Genomic DNA, 22,528 nt, shown 5'->3' with positions numbered 1-22,528 from the left:
AAGTCATTTTTTTACCTTTAATACCTGACCCAAAAATACTTTGTATTCAAAGTATGGACCAGTGGATAAACGATATCGGCAAACAGAGTCAAGTGCTTTATTGGTGAGTTTTAGCCCATCATAATATTCAGCAAATACCTTAAAACCATCTATGTCCATAGGAATATTTAACACCATATCCCATATTTCTGCACAACCTTCTGAGGTTGGTTCGGCTTTTGGCCAGCCTAGGTGGCTCATGAAAATAGGTTTTCTTGCTGTTTCTACTAGAGTGTTGTTTTTGCCTAATTTATTTGAATAAGTGATCAACATGACAATCTGCGGCCGCCCTTCACCTTGCCACTGCCAGTGTGAATTACTCACGCTGGTGGAAAATTGATCGGCTAAATTTTCTAATGCTATACGCCTGAGATTGGTGGAGCCATCATTTAAGTACACAATAAAAGCCACCATTAATCCCACAAATACCATGACGACTGTGATGTTGATAAATAGACTACGACTGCGCTCGTCTGCTGCTTGGTTTCTTTTCATCAAGTTAGCCTTTTATAGCTCCCATCATATTCCACATCGGGGTGAAAATGCCTAAGGCCAATATTAATACCATGCCTGCCACAATACTTATTAAAATAGGTTCAATTTTTGCGGTGAGGCCTTTTAAGTCGTAGTCGACTTCTCGCTCATAGAACTCAGCAACCTCGGCTAATAACTCGTCGACTCGTCCTGTTTCTTCACCCACATTGATCATTTGTAAAACTAAAGGCGTGAATAATTTACTGCTGCTGGCTACTCTAGACAAGTTTTCACCTTTTTCGATATTTTTGCGCATACTCAAAATACGCTCGGCCATAAAGGCGTTGTTGACGGCATCTGCTACCAAATTAAGGGCCGAGGTTAATGGCACCCCAGAGGCCAACATCATGGAAAAGCTACGAGCAAATCGACCTAATAAAGTACGTTCAAAAATACTGCCGACTACAGGTAATTTTAATTTGGTTCTGTCCCATTTATAACGGCCATCTTGGGTGCGCAAATATCTCACTATTATGAAAATTGTAAGGGCAATGGCCATTAATAAATATGCCCATTTAGTAATGAAAAAGTCAGAGGTGGCCAGCAATATACGTGTCATCAGCGGCAACTCGGCACCAAAAGATAAAAACATATCAGCAAAAATAGGAATGACCACGATATTCATGATCACCATAGCGATTACAATGGCAATTATCACAAACATAGGATAACGCGTTGCCGCTTTAATTTGCTTTCGGGTTTCTTGGTCGCGTTCTAGGTAAAATGATAACTGTAAAAAGGCGTCATCTAACTTACCTGTATTTTCACCTACATGCACAATGCTCACAAATAATCGGCCAAACACATTGTGGTGTTTATTTAAGGCTGAAGATAAGGTGCGTCCCCGTTCAAGTTGATCTGCTACATCATCCAGAGCCACAGCCATACGTTTGGAATTTGTTGTATCAGCTAATCCTCTCACCGCACGTAAAATTGGGATCCCAGACTTGGCTAAAGAATACATTTGCCGAGAAAATATCACCAAGTCATCGAGAGTGATTTTGGGTGTAAAAAACGAAATTTGTGAAATTTCATTGATCTGTTCTTGGCTATTTTCGATGATCTCTATGGGGATAAAGCTACGTCCAGTTAAAATTTGAGCCACAGTTGAAGCATCAGGCGCCTCTAGTACTCCTGTAGCCAGTTCACCGCCGGATTTTCTGGCTTTATAACTAAACTGTGCCACCGTCGCCTCCAGATGGTTGATCCTTTGGCTCTAATTCAAATGAAAATCCAGATGATTTAGGTGGTGCGTCAGTTGGTGTTTGATTGGTATTTTGTGTTATCACTGACGGTGTTAACTCTTGCTCAATAGTTTCGGCGATATCTGTTTGAGTTATAGTTCGCTCATCTGCTACCATTTCAATTAACTTAAGCACTTCATCTACTGAAGTAATGCCCATCTTGGCGTACATCAGCGCTACCTTGGCCAATGGAATAAAACCAGGACTTTGTTGGGCTGCTTGGGAAAAGGTGACAGTGTCATTTACCTTTAATGCGTTCATCATGCTTTCGGTCATTTCAAGTAATTCAAATACGCCTATTCGCCCTTTATAACCGGTTTTGTTACAGCTTTGACAACCTTTACCACGCTTAAAGTTGATGGTGTTAAGATTATTGTCCAAGCTGTTCATCCACAATAATTCTTCGGCATTGAGTCGATAATCCTCACTACATTTTTCACATATTTTACGTACTAACCTTTGTGCTACTACTGCACGTAATGAACTGGCGACTAAATAACCCGGAGCCCCCATATCTAATAACCTTATTGCGCTACTGATAGCGTCGTTTGTATGTAAGGTTGATAGCACTAAGTGACCGGTTAATGCGCCACGTAAACCAATCTCAGCGGTTTCTTGGTCGCGCATTTCGCCCACCATTATAATGTCAGGATCTTGGCGCAGGGTGGTGCGTAGTATGTTTGAAAAACTGAGACCAATTTTATTATTAGTTTGTACCTGATTAACTCTAGGAAGCCTATATTCCACTGGGTCTTCAACAGTAATGATTTTTGTAGCGGCTTTATTTAATTCACTCAATGCGCCATACAAAGTGGTGGTTTTGCCTGAGCCGGTGGGGCCGGTCACTAAAATCATACCATGTGGGCGATGTAACAAACGTCTAAAACGCGTTAACAAATTATTTGGCATACCCGTTTGGTCTAGGGTCAATATACCCGCAGATTGATCCAACAAACGCATGACAACAGATTCGCCTGCTTGGATCGGCATGGTTGAAACCCGTACATCGACAGTATGGCCTTTAATACGCATACTGGTTCGGCCATCTTGGGGCAAACGTTTTTCAGATATGTCCAGCCCTGACATTAATTTGAGTCTGAGTACTAAGGCCGACGCGATATTTTTTTCTTGGATCACGTTTTCCTGTAAGACTCCGTCTACGCGCATGCGAATGCGTAACGAGGCTTCATCAGGTTCAATATGGATATCTGAGGCTTTGGCTTGAATCGCATCTTCAAATATAGATTGCAATAACCTAGCGACGGCTGTGTCTTGTTCGCCTCCTAAGTCGGAGTCAAAATCGAACTCGGTTTCATCTTGATATTCTTCAGCCAGTTCTTGGGCAAAAGAAGCAATTTCTTCGGTACGCCGATAAAAATTGTCATACGCTAGGATCAGTTGTGTATCGCTAACTACAGCTACATTTATTGGTTTGGGTAATAATCCAGATATAACATCAAGCGCCGCTAAATCTGCTGGGTCGCTCATTGCGACAAGGAAGCTGTGCCCTTGGTCTTCAAGTACCAAAGCTCGGTGCCGGCGAGCTTGCACTTCAGGTAGCATATTCACTGCGGCTACCGACACATTATGTTTACTGATGTCCACCATAGGCACGTTTAAGTGTTGCGCCAAAAACGACAGAAGCTGGCTTTCGGTCACAAGCCCCAGCTCTATTAACATAAAGCCTAGTTTGCGGCCTGATTCTTTTTGCGCGGCAAGCGCTTGTATTAACTGCTCTTCGCTGATGATACCTTGTTGAACAAGTAAATCGCCTAAGCGTATTTTGACTTTAGGTTTCATGGTGTGCCCGCTAATACTGTAATACGTTGTTGAATAAATTCGTTTACTGAACCTTGTAATTGGCCAAGTGAACTTGCCTTATTGTAGGACTTTATCGCCATATTTATTTCACCCAATTGATCTTCTGCAACCGCTAAACCCAACCACCATTTTGCATTATCAGATTCGATGTTAGTCAGGGTTTGATAATCCTTCTTAGCTAGCTTTGTCTGCTTTAATTGCTGCGCTAAAGCCGCGCGATAGGCTAAGTATTCGGTTTGGTCTTCTCTGCTAGGCTGAAATTCAGACAATATATTCATGGCGAGTGAAGGTTCTTTTTGAACCATGTATAATCTTGCTAACATCAACCTCAGATCACTTTGGTTCGGATGTAACTCAAGACCTCGTAACAGTAGCTGCCTAGATTGTGTGTAGTTGCCTTGAGCAAAAAGCAAAGAAGCTAATTTTTTTCTGGCTTTAATATTATCTGGTTCTGTTTCCAATAATTCCTGTAATAAGGACTGTGTCAAGTTGAGATTATCATTGTTGAGGCTCTCGGCAATTCGTTGTTTTAAACTACTAGTATTATTTTCCTGACTGCTGCCAGTCATGGTAAAGCTTGATGTTTGTTCTGGTACCCTTTGGATCTTGAGTTCGTTGCTGTCTAGGGTGTTTAGTTGTTTCTCTTGTACTTTTATATTTTGAGTTTTTATCTTTTGTAAAAAAACGGGATTATCTGCGGCCATTTCAAGTTTAGTAGGCAATATTTGTTCGTCAGCTGGCACCTTAATTGTTGAGATAACGTCGGTTTCAGTTATAACCCTTTCAACCTTATCTTTAGAGGGTTGCGTTGCAGCTATTTGTGGCTGAATTTGCTCTTTTATCTGGGCCGTTTCTGTGAGAATAGTCATCTTTTGTAATGAAGATGCTGGAGACAAAGGTTGCGTATTCACAGTGGCTATAACTTCGGTATTCTTGTTTTCACCAAACAGCTGGTTTTTATCTACTAAGGCAAAAGTGATAGCGGCAATAGACAATATTAATAGTGCTAAAAGCAATCGCTTTGATTGCTTTTTTTGCGGTGCCTGGTAGTCAGCATTTATCTCGTGTGTTTTAGACTGACGCGCTTCTAAATCCTTCAGCATTTTGTTCACTACACTCATAGAGCAAACCTTAACCAGCTAAAATAAGCAAAACTTAAAGCGACCATAACAACTAACACACCGATATATGAAATGAGTAAGGTGTATTTAGTTTGCGTGGCGGCTTCGGTATCTTTTATCGCCAGTTTCACATGTAATGCAGTGATTTTTTGCACGCCTTCGCCATAGGCTAGCATTAAAGCTTTGTGGCATAACACATTGACTATTCGTGGGGTGCCTTTGCTGGCCTTAAAAAGTAAAGAGCAACATTTTCGGTCGAACAAATCGCCCCCACGATAACCCGCTACATTCATTCTATGTTTTACATATTGATAAACTTGATCGCCATCCATCAATTGCAGAGTATAAGAGAATGTCACTCTTTGTTTTAATTGTCTTAGCTCCGGCAAAGACAACTTATCGTTCAATTCTGGCTGGCCAAACAATACCACTTGTAACAATTTACGTGATTCGGTTTCTAGATTAGTAATTAACCTGAGTGCTTCAATACTTTCTACCGGTAGCGCTTGCGCTTCATCAATGATCAGCACGACCCCTTTGTTTTCTTGGTGAATATGGATCAGGCGCTGCTGAATACGCTGTGTAAATTCCTGCTGATCGGAATGGTCAGTTAACACCACATTCAACTCACTCGCCACTGCTCGGCGCAGCTCTGTGGGGGTTAAATATGGATTAGGAATATAAGCGGCGACAAAATGGGCAGGTAATTCGTTTAACAACTTTCGACAAATTAAGGTTTTACCTGTCCCAACTTCGCCAGTGACTTTAATAAAACCTTCACCTGTTTTAAGTGCAGTCAATAACACTTGAATCGCTTCTTTATGGCTGGGCAAACCAAAAAAGTAACTGGTGTTAGGAGTTAAAGTGAAAGGAAATTCTTTAATACCGTAGTGGTATAGATACATGATTAATCCACGTGCAGCCAATCGGCCATTTGATCTCTGCTACGTCGTAACTCCTGTCTCCAGGTGTCTTTACCCACCACAGTTGGCTTGATTAAAATGACCAGTTCTTTCTTGATTTCACTATTGTTTTTGTTTTTAAACAGATTACCTAAAATTGGAATATCACCGAGCAGAGGTGTCTTTGATTCTGATTCTGAAATAATGGATTGCATTAATCCACCAATCACCACTATCTCACCAGATTTAGCTCGAATAACGGTATCAGATTCGCGAATATTACTTTGAGCAAGAGGCAGTACAAATTGTTCTTGGTTCAATGTCACTATTTTTTCTTGCTCTTGGGTTTCAATTACGGAAGGATGCACATGCAATAAAACCATACCGTCAGCATCTATTTGTGGTGTGACATCTAAGGCGATACCTGAAAAGAAAGGTGTCAATTCAATATTAGGCACCACAGACGTGGTACTGCTAGATATGGTGCTTTGGCTAGAGACATCGGTGACAAAATACTCATCATCTCCCACTTTAATCACGGCTTTTTGATTATTTATTGCAGTGACGCGTGGGCTGGATAACACTTGTACATTGCCTTGGGTAGACAGTAGCGATAACACGCCGGAAAAATCTTTGTTAACAAATGACAGGCTGGTTACGTTGCCTAATGCTGCACTAAGGCTATTACCTATGACTCCTGCGCTGTTAGAAAATTGAAAATCAGTTGAGCCGCTATTCGCTAAAATTTGCCCCCAGTTAATGCCCTGTTGATAACCATCATCAAGTGCGACCTCTATAATTCTGGCTTCGAGAATCACTTGCCTTTGAATGATTTCTTCAGACACATCTAAAAAGGCTTTTACGGCCCTAATTTCTTTAGGCATAGCACGAACGGTTACTAAACCTGCTTGAGGCGTGACCATCACACTTTTCCCTTCTCCATCACCAAGCATAGACTCCAGAGTAGCCAACAGTTCGGCCCAAAAGTTTGTCTCGGTGCGAGTGTAGATACTCGTGCCATTACTATTACTGCCTGAACCACCGTTGTTGTTATTGTTGTTGCCCGAATTACTTGAATTACCACTGAAGCCATTTTGAGAACTATTATTACTGCTACTGTTGTTTCCAGACTCTTGTGAAACGCCACCGGAAGTAATACTCGTTTGCGTTGAACCATCTCGTGTCATTAACAGATAATTAATTGCGAAGGTCTCAGTACGCATTCCAGAAGGATAAATACGATAGATGTTTCGCTTAAGCTCAATTTCATAACCGTATAGCTCGGCTACCAAATCGAATACATCAGCCAGTGCCACCTGTTTTAAATCCAGTGAGATTTCGCCCGTAACGTCTGGATGGATAGCGACACTGTATGGTGTTCCTTTGACTATACTGCTAAAAAATGCAGCAGCATCTACTTTTTGCGCATTAATATCATATTTTGATTCACCAAAGAGATGGCTGGATGTTTCGCTTGGACTGGGCAATAAGGCTTGGTTGATTGCGTCAGGGACAGTTTGTAACGACTGGTCATTGGAAGACGGACTTTCTTGTTTAGTTTCGTTGTCATATTCAGCAATAGCAGAGTCTAAGGAGTGAGCCACTGCTGTCGTTTTTTGCTGACTTTGGCATGAACAAATAACCAGGGTTATGCTCAAAAGTAGTAATTTCTTAAAAACCATTATGTGCGTCTTTTTTAATGTTGTTGTTATTGACATAAAGTGTTTGTTTACCATCTGACCCATCCAATACCACGTGATTTTCACTGATCAAAACCACTTTATAACCTTGTACCTGCTGCCCTTCTGTAAAACTTCTACCATTGATAATCGCTTGCTTAGTATGACTGTTATTGATGATTGCGGTTAATTTTAGCGCCATTGTCATCACCGCTTTTGGGTCTTTACCAGTATTAAACATCGATGTATTTGGGTTGGGTTTCGTTGGATCCGTCAATGTGTTGGCTTGTACGTGAGTCAAGCCGAGGCATAATAGTAATAATAACTGTTTCATATACTCTTAAACCCCTATAAAAGCTTTGTTGGTACTGAGTGTATATATCTCTAACTCAACACTTGCAGTTGGGTAGTCGCCGACTAAATAGTCAAATCTTTCCCAGTAGAATTGCCATGGCAGAGATTCAAGTTTCTCTAAGTATCGTTGAATATCGAAATAGTTTCCTTGAAACACAAGTGTGACTCCATGGCGATATAAACCAGCATCGGGCTCTTCGGGGAGCCCTAGTGATATAGGAATAGGCGCAATAGACTGTAATTCAATTAAAGTTAACCCCTTGCTGCCTGCTAACACACTTTCTAACATACCTGCCATTTTATTAGCCGGCACTAAATTGTCCGTTTGTGTCTTTAATTGATTGGTAATGTTTAGAATTTGGCGTTTCAATAAAGCGATTCTTTCAAGTACTGGCCCGTTTGGATCTGTCTTAATGTTGTCGGATAATTCAGCCACTTGCGCTATCAAAAAACGGATTTCTTTATCGGCACTTTTACTGTTTTGCTGTAACTTTTCAGAACTCTCAAATATTGGTTCTAGTAACAAGCTGTACATCATCAATATCACAACAACTAAGCCACAAAACAGAATTAAAACTTGTTCACGTAAGCTTACCTCGAGGAATTTGCTTGATAGTTTTTTGTATTCCTGCTCAAAAGAATTATTCATTATTAGAGCCATTTTCTATTGTAAGCTCTTTACCAGTTGAAATAACAAAATTGAGTTGTTGCCCAGAGTCACGGTAAAGACGAGTGTCTGCGAATTCTTGGCCTCTAAAATAATCAGTTTGACCTAATGAACTTAGCCATTTAGGTACTATGGCAGAATCTGTCGCTGCGCCTTCCATTAACACATGCATACCATTCAAGTTTATATGAGTTAACCACAGTCCGCTTTGGTGATGATTGGCGAGATCTATCATCAGTTTTGAAAAGCTCTGTGATTTTAGTTTCTCTTGACCAGACAATTTATCTAACACACGTTTTTTAAGATTAATAACGTGTTGGTTTTTTTCCACATGTTTAAACAGTTCTGGGTCCACTTTTTGGTTGTTTATTGCGCTTTGTAGCTCCTTAATCAATAATTGTTGTTGTTGTTTATTTTGTTCTATCTTAGAAATTTCAGATTTGAAATTTTGCTGTTTAGATGCCACATAAAAGTACAACAAGCTGCAAAAAAGTGCTGCAAATACCCAACTCATAAGAACAGTAGACAGCGTTAGCAATCGTAACTTTGGATGAAACTCTGGATGATAAAGGTTAACTATATTTTTCATTATTTAATCAAACTCGCGTTATCCATTGCTGCGCCTAAGCTAGCAAAGCTTGATGGTGTAATAGGCATATTAGCGTCTGTCGTCACATCAGGTATGAATTTTTCCACTGCAACAAAAATCACTTGTTTGATCATGTCTGCCAGTGGTTCTTGATGGATGGTATCTAAAGAAATATAGACTTTTTTAACAGGTGCTTGTCGTAACTGGCTCTCAAAGTAATCCATGGAGCGTTGAATTTCTAAACTTAAGTTATCAACCACCCCCATTTTTAATTCTTCTGGTGAAAAATGAGCTAAATTTTCATAACCACGTAAGCGTCGAGAAAAGAACAATTGGTTGCGCTTAACAATGTTCAAGCTAAGTTGCCCACCTTCCTCTTGTTTTAAAGTAATGATGGCATCGTCACTTGGTGCTAAAAGATTGCAGATTGCTAGTTCTTCAATCCCTATGATATTAAGTGCTAAACCTGCTTTTAATACACCATCGCGAATTTCTATCACGTCTCGCTTACTGACAGCAACCACATTTAATTTTTTGACCGAAGATGTTGCCGCCGCCGGAGGATCAAAATAATCAATAACAAGTTCCTCGTCACTGAATAAGTGCTCTTTAACCGTCCATTGCAAAGCTTGGTTTAACTCAGAGTCTTCTACCGCAGGCCTATCGAACTGTAACAGTTGATACTTTGAAATAGATAAGGCGATATTACATTGAGTGTTAGCCAGATGATTATTTTCGACGTAAGTTTTGAGTGTAGTTTGCCAATTATCGATCGGTGCAGAGTGTTGTTTTACCCAGTTTAGTCTGCCTTTGACATTTATTAAGGTGGAGATATGAAAGTCGTTAACGCCTATTTCAATCCCTACAGAATGAAATAGTGAGGCCTTTTTGAATAGCCCTTTAATAAAATCGCGCCAACCAATTTGCATGTCACAAGCTTTATAGCTTTCTAGTTATCTCCATTACAGCAAAAAACCACCTAAAGAGCTAGTTTTATATGGTCTATGAGCTGCAACTGTTGTTCACTAAACCCAATGATTTATAAAGTAAAAAAACAAATCACTTAGCTAAGTTTTATGTTTGAAGTACTCAATCAAAGGGTATATTTAGTGTGTAATAAAGCCCAGATAGACTGAGCTTGATATTGACCAACATCCATCCCTTAGTGCATCTTTTTATCAAAATTTTTTAAATAGCATAAACTTTCAGGCACTTGAGACATTACCCTAGATGATTCATCTTCAAGTATGTAATCCAACAACGTGCCTGTTCCATGTGGTAGAAATTCGTATCCATGTGCGTGATATTGCAGGGTTATGCCATTTTCTTTTAACAACTTGCCGGCTTTATTCATGACCTCAATTGCTCCTTTGGCATCTTCGAGATCAAACCATTTTTGCAGCATCGTGTGGTATCCAATAAAATGTTGCAAAGCGGCTGCCAAAGTATCTAGCTTTGTACACCACTGCTATGGGGTTGTCCCGCAGCTCTTCAAATGAAGCATCTACGCTGACAATTTGTAGATCATTTTTTAGTAATTGGTTTCTATACTCTTCAACAGGGTGTCCATATAACGCTCCTCCACCTTCAACTACTTTGATCCCCCATTGATTAATTTGACTAAAGGCCTTGGGTAAATCCTGCTCCATTTGCTTTCTTACACTGTACAACTGTAAACCTACTTCATGGGCGAAGGTGACAGAGGATAAACTCAATGCAATAGGCATGACTAAAGCGAATCGAAAACTGCGTAATAGTGATGTTTTTTTAATCGTTGTAACCATATATGATACCTACCCTTTGTGTAGCCGAGTTAAGATTTACGGCTAATAACAAATTTACTAACAATAAATGGACATCAATATTGCCATTTGTGAGGTGATTTATGCCAATAAAAAATTTGTTGAGCAAATTGGCATGCATTCACTTAATCAAGTATTAGGCAAGTCAGACTTAGCGTTTTTTTCGCCGCATATAGCCAAACAATTTATCACCGATAATTCGTTTAGAAAACACCCGTAGAATGTTAATCGAAACCCGTTTGCCCATTACCAATGTGGCTTATCGTTGTGGTTTTTCTGAACACAGTTATTTTAGTCGTCAGTTTCGTTTAATGTTTGGGACTTTGCCGTCCCAATTATGAGAAAATATGCAGCAAAACACAGTGGATAATCTGGCTAAATAAGCGCAAATTTGCCCAAGTTAGCATTGCTTTAAATACATGAAATGACGTAACTAAAGTAAACTTTCTTACATTTTGTGCGTATGAATGCAGCAAACAATGACTTAAAGTCCAGCCATAATTTCATCTTAAATTGTTACCTAGGAATATTTTTTGAACTTAAATAAGAGTTACTTAGCTTTCATCCTATTGAGCACATCGGTTTTAGGCCAAAACCAAGAACAAGAACAAGCAATAGAGCGGATCACTGTGACTGCTGCCCGCACGAATCAAAATATTTTGGATGTAGCTGGCAATATCAGTTGGCTAGACGAGGAAAGTTTAAGATTGATTGACCAACAGCACATCAATCAAGCTTTGGTTCGCATACCAGGCGCATGGATAAGTCGAGGCAATGGCCAAGAACATCTGACCGCCATACGTTCACCAGTTCTGACCGGTGCGGGTGGCTGTGGTGCATTCTTTATTGCGCAGGATGGAATATCGTTACGTGCACCCGGATTTTGCAATGTAAATCAATTGTTCGATGCGAATACCGAACAGGCATCGTCCCTTGAAGTTTTACGCGGCCCTGCAAGTACCATGTATGGCTCTAATGCAGTGCATGGGGTGATTAATGTGCTAACACCCAATCCTTTTGATACACAACAGTCAAATTCGTCTTTGAGTATAGGGCCTCATGGCTACTCTCGTGGCATGTTTAGCTTGTCTACAAGCACTGAACAACATGGTTTGTTATTTTATGGCAACGTCACAAAAGATGGCGGGTATTTAGATGACAGTGGCTTTGATCAGCAAAAACTTAATCTGATACATCAATATCAAGAGGGTAAATGGCAGATCAAGAATGTACTAGCGGTCACTAATCTGAATCAAGAAACTGCCGGTTTTATCAGTGGTTTCGAGGTGTATAAAGACGCCGCACTCAAAAAGAAAAACCCCAACCCTGAAGCGTTTCGTGATAGTCAGTCTATGCGGGTTTATAGCCAAATCAGCTACGTTGAAAACGACACAACCAGCTTTAGCATTACGCCTTATATAAGGTCGACAGATATGCAATTTTTACAGCATTTTCTTCCATGGCAACCCCTAGAGGAAAACAGTCACAACAGCCTTGGTGTGCAAGCACAATTTCAAAAGGATTATGGCGACTTAACATGGTTAAGCGGCTTTGACGCCGATTATACTCAGGGGCAATTGACTGAGACTCAAGCTGCTGAATTTTCGCCTGCTTTACCTGCGGGCATTCATTATGATTACAAGGTGAATGCCAGTGTGTACTCTCCTTTTGCTCAACTTCAATGGACAGCAACACCACAATTAATGCTGAGTGCTGGGGTGCGTTATGAACACAGCAAATATGATTACGATAATCGCTTAAGTACAGGTAGTGCATGTGAACAAGGTGTTGAAAATTGCCGATTTACTCGCCCAGAAGACCAAATAGTCGATTATGACGAATGGTCTTACCAAATAAATGCAAATTACGCCTTAACCAATCAGAATCGACTCTATGCCCAATATTCTACAGGGTATCGTGCTCCTCAAACCACAGAGTTATTTAGACTACAAGCCGGGCAAACAGTGGCAGAGCTTGATGCTGAAAATATCAATTCAATTGAACTAGGCATAAGAGGGCAGACTGAATCGTTATTTTATGATGTGACTTTATTTTCTATGCAAAAAGACAATTTTATTTTTCAAGACACGGATAGGCAAAATATCAGCGATGGTAAAACATCACATCGGGGAATAGAGCTGGCGATAAACTATCAATGGCAGTATTTCTATGCCTCTGCCAACGGCACCTTCGCTAAACATCAGTATAACTCAAACCTGACGTTAAGTCGGATCAATATCCAAGGCAATGAAATAGATACCGCTCCACAACATATGGGGAGTGCACAACTAGGTTGGCGCTCTGATTCAGGTGAGTTTATAGAGCTGGAGTGGGTACACCAAGGTAACTACTATCTTAATCCAGAAAATAGTGCTGAATATAGTGGTCACAACTTACTTAATCTTCGAACTGGCTTAAGATTAAGTGAAAGACTAGATATCGGGGTCAGAGTCAGCAACCTGACTGATGAGGATTATGCTGAAAGAGCCGATTTTGGGTTTGGCAGCTACCGATACTTTGTAGGTGAACCTCGAGCAGTTTATGCCACTGTGCAATACCAATTTTAGGCTTATTTTTTAGATAACCCCAGCTCGGGGTTATCTAAATTGCTAAGTGACTCTGGTTCACGAAATAAGCTACCTTGGGCGAAGTCGATACCTAGTTCAGTTAAACTTTTAGCCACCGATTCTTGCTCTATATGTTTGGCAATCATAATGTTGCTAGACAAGTCTGCCACCTTTTTCAGCATTTCGCAGAGCACTGGGAAGTTGTGTTAAAAAATCAGTCCCAATCTAGTGTTTGAGACGACCTTCTAGTAACTTTCTTTCGTCGATAACTTGGTTGAGTTTTTTATTTGAGTCAGTTAAGTCTTGGGTTCGGGCTTGTATTTTGCTTTCTAAACTTTCGTTTGCTAGTTGTACTTCTTTTACTAAGCGGCGCATTTTTAAGTGAAATTGGGTGCGCACAAGGAATTTTTTGTGGTTGAAGGGTTTTAATACGTAATATTGCAGGGTCGTCATCTACTACGAGAATTTTTTCTTTCATTTTTTGCGTCCATAATCTAGAGAATATGTCAGTCCTAACAAGCCATTCATCGAAACCGTCTAATTCCTCATTATCTCCGATTTTTCAGGACAAAATATATATTTGTAATATTTGCAGTTTCATTGGTATATACCCGTGATCAATGAAAATGCTTGATTTTGTCTGATTTGAGGATCAGGCTGTACCTATGATTGATATTTCCCTTACACCCGACCAAAAAACCGCGCTAGAAGCGAGACATACGAAAGCCCGTGATGGAAGGGAGCGTGACCGTATTAAAGCGGTGTTGTTACGCAGTGAAGGGTGGACCGTCGCTAGAATTGCACAAGCCTTGCGTAAGAGTGAAGCCAGCATTACACGCCATATCGGTGATTACGCCAAACGTCTGAAGCTCAAGCCTGCGGGTGGTGGCTCTGCCAGTCATTTAAATACTGAGCAAACCCAGCAATTGGTTGCACACCTGTCAGATATCACTTACTTACACACCCATCAAATAGTGGCCTACATTCAAAAGACGTGGAAGATTACCTATTCAGTGTCTGGGTTAAATAAATGGCTCCACCAAAACGGCTTTAGTTACAAACAGCCTAAAGGTGTGCCTCATAAATTTGATGAGCAAAAGCAAGCTGCGTTTATCGAAGAATATGAAACGTTACGGGATAGCGTATCGGATGATGAGCCTATTTTATTCATGGATGCAGTGCATCCTACTCAAGCGACCAAGGTGACATCTGGATGGATACGTAAAGGGGTAGATAAACCCATTGAAACCACAGGCAGTCGCACCCGAATGAATGTTGTAGGCGCGATCCGGTTAAATCATTTAGCTGAAGCGGTAGTGCATGATTACGAGACTGTAAATGGCAGCACCATCATGGATTTTATGGAGCACCTAAAGCAGAGGTACTTAGCAAATAATACGCTTCATTTAGTGCTGGATGGGGCGGGTTATCATCGTTCCAAGGAGGTGAAAGACAAAGCGGCTGAATTAGGAATTACACTGCATTATCTGCCCCCATACAGCCCTAATCTGAACCCCATAGAGCGATTATGGAAAGTCATGAATGAATATGCTCGCAATAATCGATATTTCTCTAGCGCAAAGGAATTTCGACAACACATTCGGCATTTTTTTAACGTCACCCTTCCGGATATTGCTGACATATTAAACAGTCGGATAAATGATAACTTTCAGGTACTAAAACCTGCAAGTTGAAGTAACTTGGGTATAGATATTTGTCGACAGTTATTCTAAATAACTTAGGTGAATAAAAAAAGCCCTGATTATCAGGGCTTTATGTAATTATAGAATATTTTTCAACATTTAATATTTTGTCTTTGTCTAGAACGGAATATCATCATCAAAATCAAAATCTGGTTCAGCCATAGGCGCAGGTTGCCCTTGGGCTGGTGCTTGGTTGAAGCCTTGATTGGGTTGTTGGGTCGCACCTTGGGCTGGCGGCTTTTGATATTGTTGCCCTTGCTGCGGTGTTTGTTGATTGCTTTGCTGCGGTGCTTGTTGATAACCTTGATTGGGTTGCTGTTGCGCAGCTGCAGGACGTTGTTGCCCTTGAAAACCACCTTCAGATTGACCACCACCTTTACTGCCTAACATTTGCATCACACCATTGAATGGGTCTAAAACAATTTCTGTGGTGTATTGATCATGACCTTCTTTGTTCTGCCATTTGCGGGTTTGCAATTTACCTTCAATATAAACTTGACTACCTTTACGCAAATATTCGCCTGCGATTTCCGCTAACTTGCCAAACATGGACACGCGGTGCCATTCAGTTTTTTCCTGAATTTGGCCACTTTGATCCTTCCAGCTTTCTGATGTGGCTAAGGTTAAGTTGGCTACGGCTTTGCCATTTGGGGTATATCTTACTTCGGGATCTTTACCTAAGTTACCCACTAAAATTACTTTGTTTACGCCTTTGCTAGCCATGATTTCTCCTAATTAATCTTTTAAATTCAGCACAAGTCGAGCTTGTTGAATATCGAAATGTTGTTCTGCCTTTAAATACATAACCTGTTCATTTGGAACAACTGTTATATCCACCACGCCTTCTAATTCTGAAAGCTGCTGTAAAGTCAGATCTGTTATTTGATTGTTGGTACTAAGTGTATAACGTTTTAGTCTTTTCGTCGCGCCCAAACCTCTGATTAACAGCAACCAAACACAACATAAAATACTGGCTAAACCAAATACCCATTGAGTGCCTAACAGCTCGCCGAGACCGCCGGATAATACTCCACCTAAAAATGCGCCGAAAAACTGAAAACTGGCATAAACTCCCATGGCTGAGCCTTTTTTCCCAGCTGGGGCAATATTTGACACCATAGCTGGAAAATTCGCTTCGAGATAGTTAAAGCAGGTAAAAAACAGGCTAACCAGTAACATCAAATAAATAATTGAATGTTGGCCGAATATTAACAATGCAAATACTATTGCCAGACCAGCCACACTGAATTGCATGACCCACTGTTTATGCTTTGACGCTAAGGCCATCAGGCCAATAAGACCGACAACTGAAGCGACTAAAACTATTGAGTATGCTTGCCAATGAGTAGAAAGAGGCCAATTTAAATCAACTAAAAATACTGGGATTTGTACAAAAAGTAGAGTGATCAGCATATGTAATAACAACACGCTGATATTGAGGCGTATTAATTGAGGGTGCGAAAAGAGGCTTTTTAAATCACTATAAATTGGTAGGGTATCGCCCCTAGGTGCAATATTTTTTGCATTAGGTACAACAAACAACACAAGAAAAATACACAGACAAGCCAATACACCCGTCATTAGGAAAATACCGCTTAGGCCAAACTTACCCGCAATAATAGGGCCCAACAGTAAGGCTAAGTAAAAAGAGAAGCCAATAGAAATACCTATAATAGCCATCACTTTTGGCCTTTGACTTTCACGGCTTAAATCTCCTGCCAAAGCCATGATGGCTCCAGCTATTGCGCCGGCACCTTGCAGAAAACGACCGACTACGACCCAAACTAAACTATCAGCGGTGGCCGCCACAAGACTGCCAATGGCAAACATCACTAAACCACCTGCAATAACGGGTTTTCGACCAATTTTATCTGATAGAACCCCCATGGGAATTTGTAGTAATGCTTGAGTCAAACCGTAACCACCTATTGCTAGGCCCACCAAAAAGGCTGAATAATCTGGATAGGTTTTGGCACTAATGGCTATGACTGGCATCACCATAAACAATCCAAGCATGCGAAGCACATACACAAAGGCAAGAGAAAAGGCGCTGCGGAGTTCAGTAGAATTCAAGGTTTAATCTAATATCGGAAAATGAAAATATACAAGAAAAAGGGCCATTTAGTTTAGCATAGATTCGTTTTCGACAAACAATTTAAACAATATTTTTGATTGACTGCGTGGTACTAGTAAAAAGATAATCTGCGTGGCCATAGAGCTAGTTTCAAGAGTGTGTAATACTTCTTCTTTTGGAGTCGATAAAAGTCAAAAATGGATAGAATTGAAGTACGCGGTGCCCGCACCCACAATCTCAAAAACATCGATCTAGATATACCGAGAGATAAACTAACCGTGATCACGGGGTTGTCTGGTTCGGGTAAATCTTCTTTGGCTTTCGACACACTCTACGCAGAAGGGCAGAGGCGATACGTCGAGTCCTTGTCAGCATATGCCAGGCAATTCTTATCGATGATGGAAAAACCTGATGTGGATCATATTGAAGGTTTATCGCCAGCCATTTCCATCGAGCAAAAATCTACTTCGCACAATCCTCGTTCTACTGTGGGAACCATTACAGAAATTTACGACTACTTACGCTTGTTGTATGCACGGGTAGGAGAGCCGCGTTGTCCTGAGCATCATTTGCCATTAGATGCACAAACGGTCAGTCAAATGGTTGATCGTGTCTTAGACATGCCAGCCGATTTAAAATTGATGTTGCTTGCTCCTGTGGTTCAAGCCCGTAAAGGTGAGCACCTTAAAACCCTCGAAAATCTTGCTGCCCAAGGTTTTATTCGGGCGAGAATAGACGGTAATGTGTGTGATTTGTCGGATCCCCCAGAACTCGACTTACACAAAAAACATACCATTGAAGTGGTCGTTGACCGTTTTAAAGTGCGCGAAGATTTAAAACTTCGTTTAGCGGAGTCTTTTGAAACAGCCCTAAACTTGTCTGGCGGCACCGCAACAGTTGCTTATATGGACGAGCCTGACAAGTTACCAATGGTGTTTTCTTCAAACTTTGCTTGTCCACAATGTGGATATAGCATGGCTGAGTTAGAGCCACGTTTATTTTCCTTCAACAATCCTGCTGGAGCCTGTCAAAGTTGTGATGGTTTAGGTATAAGGCAGTTTTTTGATCCAAAGCGTATTATCGCCAATGACGAAATTAGTTTATCGGGTGGCGCTATTAGAGGCTGGGACAAACGCAGTTATTATTATTTTCAGATGTTGCAAGCTGTGGCTGATCACTACAAGTTTGATTTGACAGTGCCTTTTGCAGAGCTCGATGAACAAGCCAAAGATATTGTGTTAAACGGCAGTAAAGGCACATCGTTAAAGTTTAAATACATTAACGACCGTGGCGACATTATGGAACGCAAACATCCATTTGAAGGGATTATCCCGAATATGGAACGACGCTTTAAGGAAACAGAATCTAATGCGGTACGGGATGAGCTTTCTAAATATTTGAGCCAACAGCATTGCTCAACCTGCTCAGGATCGCGGCTTAGACTAGAAGCTAGAAATGTATTTATTGGAGAAACGCCACTTAATGTCATTACCGACATGTCGATTGCAGGTGCTTTGGAGTTTTTCGCCAATCTTACCCTAACCGGTAAACGTTTAAAAATTGCAGAAAAAATCTTTAAAGAAATCAACGATAGATTAACTTTTTTAGTCAACGTAGGGCTAAATTATCTATCTCTTTCACGGAGCGCCGATACCTTGTCGGGAGGTGAAGCCCAGCGGATTAGGTTAGCCAGTCAAATAGGTGCTGGGTTAGTGGGTGTGATGTATGTGCTCGACGAACCTTCTATCGGACTTCATCAGCGAGATAACGCAAGGTTGCTTGAGACCCTTGTTCACTTACGTGACTTAGGTAATACCGTTATAGTGGTTGAGCATGATGAAGATGCGATCCGAGCTGCGGATTTTGTGTTGGATATTGGTCCAGGTGCAGGGGTACACGGTGGCGAAATTGTGGCACAGGGTACTATCGAAGATATAAAAAATAGTGAACGTTCGCTAACAGGTAAGTACTTGTCTGGTAGAGAAAGAATTGAAATACCCGCTAAACGAACCGAAATTGATCAAGACAAGTGGGTGGTGCTTACGGGTGCCACTGGCAATAACTTGCAAGATGTGACATTTAGAGCGCCACTAGGCTTAATGACTTGCGTGACCGGTGTATCTGGCTCAGGTAAATCCACATTGATTAACGATACCTTTTATCGCATTGCCCATAGAGAATTAAATGGAGCAACTACAGGGGAGCCTGCACCCTATAAAACCATTACCGGTATGGAGTTTATGGACAAAGTAGTGGATATTGACCAAAGTCCTATTGGCCGAACACCACGCTCTAATCCTGCGACTTATGCAGGTATTTTTACGCCGGTGCGTGAATTGTTTGCGGGTACACAAGAAGCAAGATCTCGCGGCTATAAACCCGGACGGTTTAGTTTCAACGTTAAAGGTGGACGCTGTGAAGCATGCCAAGGTGACGGTGTTATAAAGGTTGAAATGCACTTTTTACCCGATGTGTATGTGCCTTGTGATTTATGTAAAGGCAAGCGTTACAACCGTGAAACATTGGAGATCCAGTATAAAGGATTGAATATCCATCAAGTATTAGATATGACAGTAGAAGAGGCCCGCCCTTTTTTCGATGTTATCCCGGCTATTGCTCGTAAATTACAAACCTTGATGGATGTGGGGTTGTCTTATGTACGTTTAGGTCAAGCTGCAACTACTCTGTCGGGTGGAGAGGCACAGCGCGTTAAGTTAGCGAAAGAATTATCCAAACGGGACACAGGCCAAACTCTGTATATTTTGGATGAGCCTACTACAGGTTTACACTTTCACGATATCAAACAGCTATTACACGTTCTACATAGATTGCGTGATCATGGTAATACAGTCATTGTGATTGAACATAATTTAGACGTGATAAAAACGGCAGACTGGGTCATAGATCTTGGCCCTGAAGGTGGCTCAGGTGGTGGTAAGATCGTAGCCCAAGGGACCCCAGAAGATATTTGTAATGTACAAGAATCGCATACGGCACGTTTTCTCAAACCCTTACTGCAACAACAATTGCAACAACAGGGATGATATTGCATGTTCAGTGAAGAGTTTAATGTTCGTTTTTATGAAACTGATGCCCTAGCTCACGTGAGTAATACTGTGCTGGTAGGTTGGTTTGAAACCGGTCGAGAGCCTATTTTCAAACTATTTAATCCTGAATTGGATTTACAAAATTGGCCTCTTATTTTAGCCAGTTATAAAGTTGATTTTTTAGAGCAGATTTATTATGGACAGAAAGTGCAAGTTAGCACTTATATCAGCCGAATAGGGACGAGTTCTTTTGATGTTTATCAGGAGTTGTGGCAGCAGCAAAAAAAATGTGCAACGGGTACAACAACTATGGTGCATTATGATTTTCAGACTAAACAAGCTGTAGCAATAAATGATGAAATAAAAGCTCAGCTTTTGGCTAATAGTTATCCAGAGTAGGTTCACTATTTAACCCATAAAAAAACCGCAACTGCGGTTTTTTTTATGGGTTAAATTACACTTTAAATTGTTTTGCTATGCCTTCTAAATGTTTAGCTAATTGTGCAAGCTCTGAGCCAACGGCTGTGGCAAATAATAATATGATGGTTAACAAGGCCATAATTCCACCTATGACTACGATAGATTGGCCGCTGTCGCTGGCTTTTTGTATGTCTGTTTGAAAGGCTTTAGTGCGAACCTCTCTAAATTTCGTTAAGTTTTCAAAGGCGTTGTCATAATTGTCATTCATTGTGGTCGACAGTTGCCCCAGTTTTGAATAATCGGCTGTACCGTCTATCATCGATTTGGATACATCAAACGCCAAATAATTGGAATGAGAAATAGCTTTTGCGCAATAGACATTTTTGTTAAAAAATTCATCAAATCACCTTTATATTGTGACTGCGACTTTGTGTATATAAGTAAGGCACTTCATCTGAATTTGGAAATCAGTATAGAAAAATTCTTAAAGAAGAAAATGAATTCTTACTGCTAAGTCACCGATTTCACTATGTTTTAACCATCATACGGACTCACACTGATACCGACTAAGGAATAGCCCACGGTCGCCAAATCACCTTCCCACCCTTTTGTGGATAAGGTACCGGTGACCCAAACAGCGTCATATAGATTATCTATCGGTACTGCATCTGAAAACTTCACGTAAACTATTTGATTTGCTGGTGGTGGTGGCACATGAATACAGGCACCAAAATACGGAACTAACAAAAATTCGGTGGTTGTTTCGTTGTCGCCCTCTAAGGGAACAACAAATCCTGGTATTTTTACTAGCTTGCCATTTAGACTCTCGACGATGGGCGCATCTAGTCCCATTTGCACCATACTGCCATCGTGACTTAAAGGAGTGTCGGGAGTTTGGTAATCCGCTGGCACCATGTCTTCCCAAAACAGCTCAAGGGGTTCTTTGGCTGATATTATCTGGCTGAATAAGACCAATATTAAGCACGTTGCATTGGCAATTTTTATCATAAGTTTTTACTTGTCTGAATTTGATTAGCCTAATTTAAAGGGTTTTTTCAGTATTTCGTTATCTAGACATGGGATATTCAGCGCTAAACATAAGGCATACACCACAAAATCTATACCGCTATAAAATACCATGCTAAGCGATATCAATCATACTATATCCAGTAAGGCTGGTTTAACCACAACTGACGTGATTGCCGCAGCTACAAAAAAGCCGGTAAATACCGGCTTTTAAATGTAATCTTTTTTCTTTAAGTTAGAAGGCAGGTTTCTCTTCTGATGCTTCGTACAACTTAACACTGTTGACTAACTCGGCTTTAGCCGCTGCTGCATCTTCCCAACCTTCAATTTTCACCCATTTGTTTGGCTCTAAATCTTTATAATGTTCAAAGAAATGCTGAATTTGATGCTTTGTCAGCTCAGGAATATCATCAATATCAGTAATGCCACGATAAATGGTTGATAACTTATCAGCAGGTACTGCAAGAATTTTTGCATCTATACCTGACTCATCAGTCATTTTTAATACGCCTACTGGGCGGCACCTGATAACTGAACCAGCTAAAAGTGGGAAAGGCGTCATAACTAATACGTCAGCTGGATCGCCATCTTCAGATAAAGTGTGTGGGACATAACCATAGTTAGTAGGATAGTGCATACAGGTTGCCATAAAACGGTCAACAAAAATGGCACCTGATTCTTTGTCCACTTCATATTTTACAGGATCAGAGTGAGCAGGGATTTCGATTATTACATTAATTTCATCTGGTAAATTTTTACCAGCGGGTACAGCGTTGAGACTCATAGTAATACCTAAAGTTGTTGAATTTTATTGCGCGAGATTATAGTGCTTAGAGACACAAGATGAAACTCAACAAAGTGATTAATACGCAGACTAAGTACATTTAGTGATTAAAACTTGAACTAAACAACAAAATCTCGTTATAGTTGCTCTGTAAA

Annotated in this window: 25 protein-coding genes; 6 read left to right on the top strand and 19 right to left on the bottom strand. The window is 40.7% G+C overall.

Annotated elements, in window-relative coordinates; all coding sequences use genetic code 11:
• Positions 1–3: 3 nt before the first annotated feature.
• From CXF95_RS15175 to CXF95_RS30715, 12 genes are all read right to left on the bottom strand, one after another.
• Positions 4–534 carry a hypothetical protein gene (locus CXF95_RS15175; protein ID WP_101199490.1) on the bottom strand — a complete coding sequence of 177 codons (531 nt, stop codon included), beginning with the start codon at positions 532–534 and terminating at the stop codon, positions 4–6.
• Positions 535–538: 4 nt separating this feature from the next.
• On the bottom strand, positions 539–1,759 hold the full coding sequence (locus CXF95_RS15170; protein ID WP_101199489.1) for a type II secretion system F family protein: 1,221 nt from the start codon (positions 1,757–1,759) through the stop codon (positions 539–541).
• Positions 1,746–3,617: a GspE/PulE family protein gene (locus tag CXF95_RS15165; RefSeq protein ID WP_101199488.1), complete on the bottom strand. Its 1,872-nt coding sequence runs from the start codon at positions 3,615–3,617 to the stop codon at positions 1,746–1,748. Before CXF95_RS15165 ends, CXF95_RS15170 begins: the two co-directional genes overlap by 14 nt.
• Positions 3,614–4,759 (bottom strand): lipopolysaccharide assembly protein LapB, encoded by a 1,146-nt coding sequence (locus CXF95_RS15160; protein ID WP_101199487.1) that lies wholly within the window; start codon positions 4,757–4,759, stop codon positions 3,614–3,616. Before CXF95_RS15160 ends, CXF95_RS15165 begins: the two co-directional genes overlap by 4 nt.
• Positions 4,756–5,664: an ExeA family protein gene (locus CXF95_RS15155; protein WP_101199486.1), complete on the bottom strand. Its 909-nt coding sequence runs from the start codon at positions 5,662–5,664 to the stop codon at positions 4,756–4,758. Before CXF95_RS15155 ends, CXF95_RS15160 begins: the two co-directional genes overlap by 4 nt.
• A 2-nt stretch (positions 5,665–5,666) precedes the next feature.
• Entirely contained in the window at positions 5,667–7,343 is a 1,677-nt protein-coding gene (gene mshL / locus CXF95_RS15150; RefSeq protein WP_198556602.1) for a pilus (MSHA type) biogenesis protein MshL, read from the bottom strand.
• A complete protein-coding gene (locus CXF95_RS15145; RefSeq protein ID WP_101199485.1) occupies positions 7,333–7,674 on the bottom strand; it encodes a hypothetical protein in 342 nt (113 codons plus the stop codon). Before CXF95_RS15145 ends, mshL begins: the two co-directional genes overlap by 11 nt.
• Positions 7,675–7,680: 6 nt before the next feature.
• Entirely contained in the window at positions 7,681–8,343 is a 663-nt protein-coding gene (gene gspM / locus CXF95_RS15140; RefSeq protein ID WP_101199484.1) for a type II secretion system protein GspM, read from the bottom strand.
• A complete protein-coding gene (locus CXF95_RS15135) occupies positions 8,336–8,950 on the bottom strand; it encodes a PilN domain-containing protein (protein ID WP_101199483.1) in 615 nt (204 codons plus the stop codon). The genes gspM and CXF95_RS15135 overlap by 8 nt, the downstream gene beginning before the upstream one ends.
• The gene (locus CXF95_RS15130) at positions 8,950–9,879 is read right to left on the bottom strand and encodes an MSHA biogenesis protein MshI (RefSeq protein ID WP_101199482.1); all 930 of its coding nucleotides are present in this window, start codon (positions 9,877–9,879) and stop codon (positions 8,950–8,952) included. The genes CXF95_RS15135 and CXF95_RS15130 overlap by 1 nt, the downstream gene beginning before the upstream one ends.
• A gap of 233 nt (positions 9,880–10,112) precedes the next feature.
• Complete coding sequence (locus CXF95_RS15125; protein ID WP_101199481.1) at positions 10,113–10,355, bottom strand: hypothetical protein; 243 nt, start codon at positions 10,353–10,355, stop codon at positions 10,113–10,115.
• Positions 10,336–10,734, bottom strand: a complete 399-nt coding sequence (locus tag CXF95_RS30715; RefSeq protein ID WP_232787867.1) for a hypothetical protein — start codon at positions 10,732–10,734, stop codon at positions 10,336–10,338. Before CXF95_RS30715 ends, CXF95_RS15125 begins: the two co-directional genes overlap by 20 nt.
• 67 nt (positions 10,735–10,801) lie before the next feature.
• On the opposite strand from CXF95_RS30715, the gene CXF95_RS30710 reads away from it, so the two are divergent.
• The 3 genes from CXF95_RS30710 (at position 10,802) to CXF95_RS15110 (ending at position 13,319) form a co-directional block, all read left to right on the top strand.
• Positions 10,802–10,972 (top strand): hypothetical protein, encoded by a 171-nt coding sequence (locus tag CXF95_RS30710; RefSeq protein ID WP_232787866.1) that lies wholly within the window; start codon positions 10,802–10,804, stop codon positions 10,970–10,972.
• Position 10,973: 1 nt separating this feature from the next.
• Positions 10,974–11,093: a helix-turn-helix domain-containing protein gene (locus CXF95_RS30705; RefSeq protein ID WP_232787865.1), complete on the top strand. Its 120-nt coding sequence runs from the start codon at positions 10,974–10,976 to the stop codon at positions 11,091–11,093.
• A 192-nt stretch (positions 11,094–11,285) separates the two neighbouring features.
• Complete coding sequence (locus tag CXF95_RS15110) at positions 11,286–13,319, top strand: TonB-dependent receptor (protein ID WP_101199480.1); 2,034 nt, start codon at positions 11,286–11,288, stop codon at positions 13,317–13,319.
• Between the two features lie 2 nt (positions 13,320–13,321).
• Here CXF95_RS15110 and CXF95_RS15105 read toward each other — a convergent pair whose 3' ends face one another.
• Complete coding sequence (locus tag CXF95_RS15105) at positions 13,322–13,480, bottom strand: hypothetical protein (protein ID WP_198556641.1); 159 nt, start codon at positions 13,478–13,480, stop codon at positions 13,322–13,324.
• A gap of 64 nt (positions 13,481–13,544) precedes the next feature.
• Positions 13,545–13,772: a hypothetical protein gene (locus CXF95_RS15100; RefSeq protein ID WP_101199478.1), complete on the bottom strand. Its 228-nt coding sequence runs from the start codon at positions 13,770–13,772 to the stop codon at positions 13,545–13,547.
• 215 nt (positions 13,773–13,987) lie between these two features.
• Here CXF95_RS15100 and CXF95_RS15095 point away from each other — a divergent pair, with 215 nt between their 5' ends.
• Positions 13,988–15,013 (top strand): IS630 family transposase, encoded by a 1,026-nt coding sequence (locus tag CXF95_RS15095; protein WP_198556590.1) that lies wholly within the window; start codon positions 13,988–13,990, stop codon positions 15,011–15,013.
• Positions 15,014–15,139: 126 nt separating this feature from the next.
• Here CXF95_RS15095 and ssb read toward each other — a convergent pair whose 3' ends face one another.
• Both ssb and CXF95_RS15085 read right to left on the bottom strand, forming a co-directional pair.
• Positions 15,140–15,745: a single-stranded DNA-binding protein gene (gene ssb / locus CXF95_RS15090; RefSeq protein ID WP_101199477.1), complete on the bottom strand. Its 606-nt coding sequence runs from the start codon at positions 15,743–15,745 to the stop codon at positions 15,140–15,142.
• A gap of 12 nt (positions 15,746–15,757) precedes the next feature.
• Complete coding sequence (locus CXF95_RS15085) at positions 15,758–17,095, bottom strand: MFS transporter (RefSeq protein ID WP_101199476.1); 1,338 nt, start codon at positions 17,093–17,095, stop codon at positions 15,758–15,760.
• A 198-nt stretch (positions 17,096–17,293) separates the two neighbouring features.
• Here CXF95_RS15085 and uvrA point away from each other — a divergent pair, with 198 nt between their 5' ends.
• Positions 17,294–20,140, top strand: a complete 2,847-nt coding sequence (gene uvrA, locus CXF95_RS15080; protein WP_101199475.1) for an excinuclease ABC subunit UvrA — start codon at positions 17,294–17,296, stop codon at positions 20,138–20,140.
• Between the two features lie 6 nt (positions 20,141–20,146).
• Positions 20,147–20,542 (top strand): thioesterase family protein, encoded by a 396-nt coding sequence (locus tag CXF95_RS15075; RefSeq protein WP_101199474.1) that lies wholly within the window; start codon positions 20,147–20,149, stop codon positions 20,540–20,542.
• Between the two features lie 55 nt (positions 20,543–20,597).
• On the opposite strand, the gene CXF95_RS15070 is transcribed toward CXF95_RS15075, so the two are convergent.
• The 3 genes from CXF95_RS15070 to ppa form a co-directional block, all read right to left on the bottom strand.
• The gene (locus CXF95_RS15070; RefSeq protein WP_198556601.1) at positions 20,598–20,882 is read right to left on the bottom strand and encodes a hypothetical protein; all 285 of its coding nucleotides are present in this window, start codon (positions 20,880–20,882) and stop codon (positions 20,598–20,600) included.
• Between the two features lie 215 nt (positions 20,883–21,097).
• Entirely contained in the window at positions 21,098–21,571 is a 474-nt protein-coding gene (locus CXF95_RS15065) for a DUF3299 domain-containing protein (RefSeq protein ID WP_101199473.1), read from the bottom strand.
• Between the two features lie 253 nt (positions 21,572–21,824).
• On the bottom strand, positions 21,825–22,373 hold the full coding sequence (gene ppa, locus CXF95_RS15060; protein ID WP_101199472.1) for an inorganic diphosphatase: 549 nt from the start codon (positions 22,371–22,373) through the stop codon (positions 21,825–21,827).
• Positions 22,374–22,528: the final 155 nt, after the last annotated feature.

The organism is Paraglaciecola sp. MB-3u-78 (genome assembly GCF_002835935.1).
Classification (GTDB): Bacteria; Pseudomonadota; Gammaproteobacteria; order Enterobacterales; family Alteromonadaceae; genus Paraglaciecola.
Note: the sequence above shows the minus strand (reverse complement) of the source record. Positions and strands in the feature narration are given on the sequence as shown.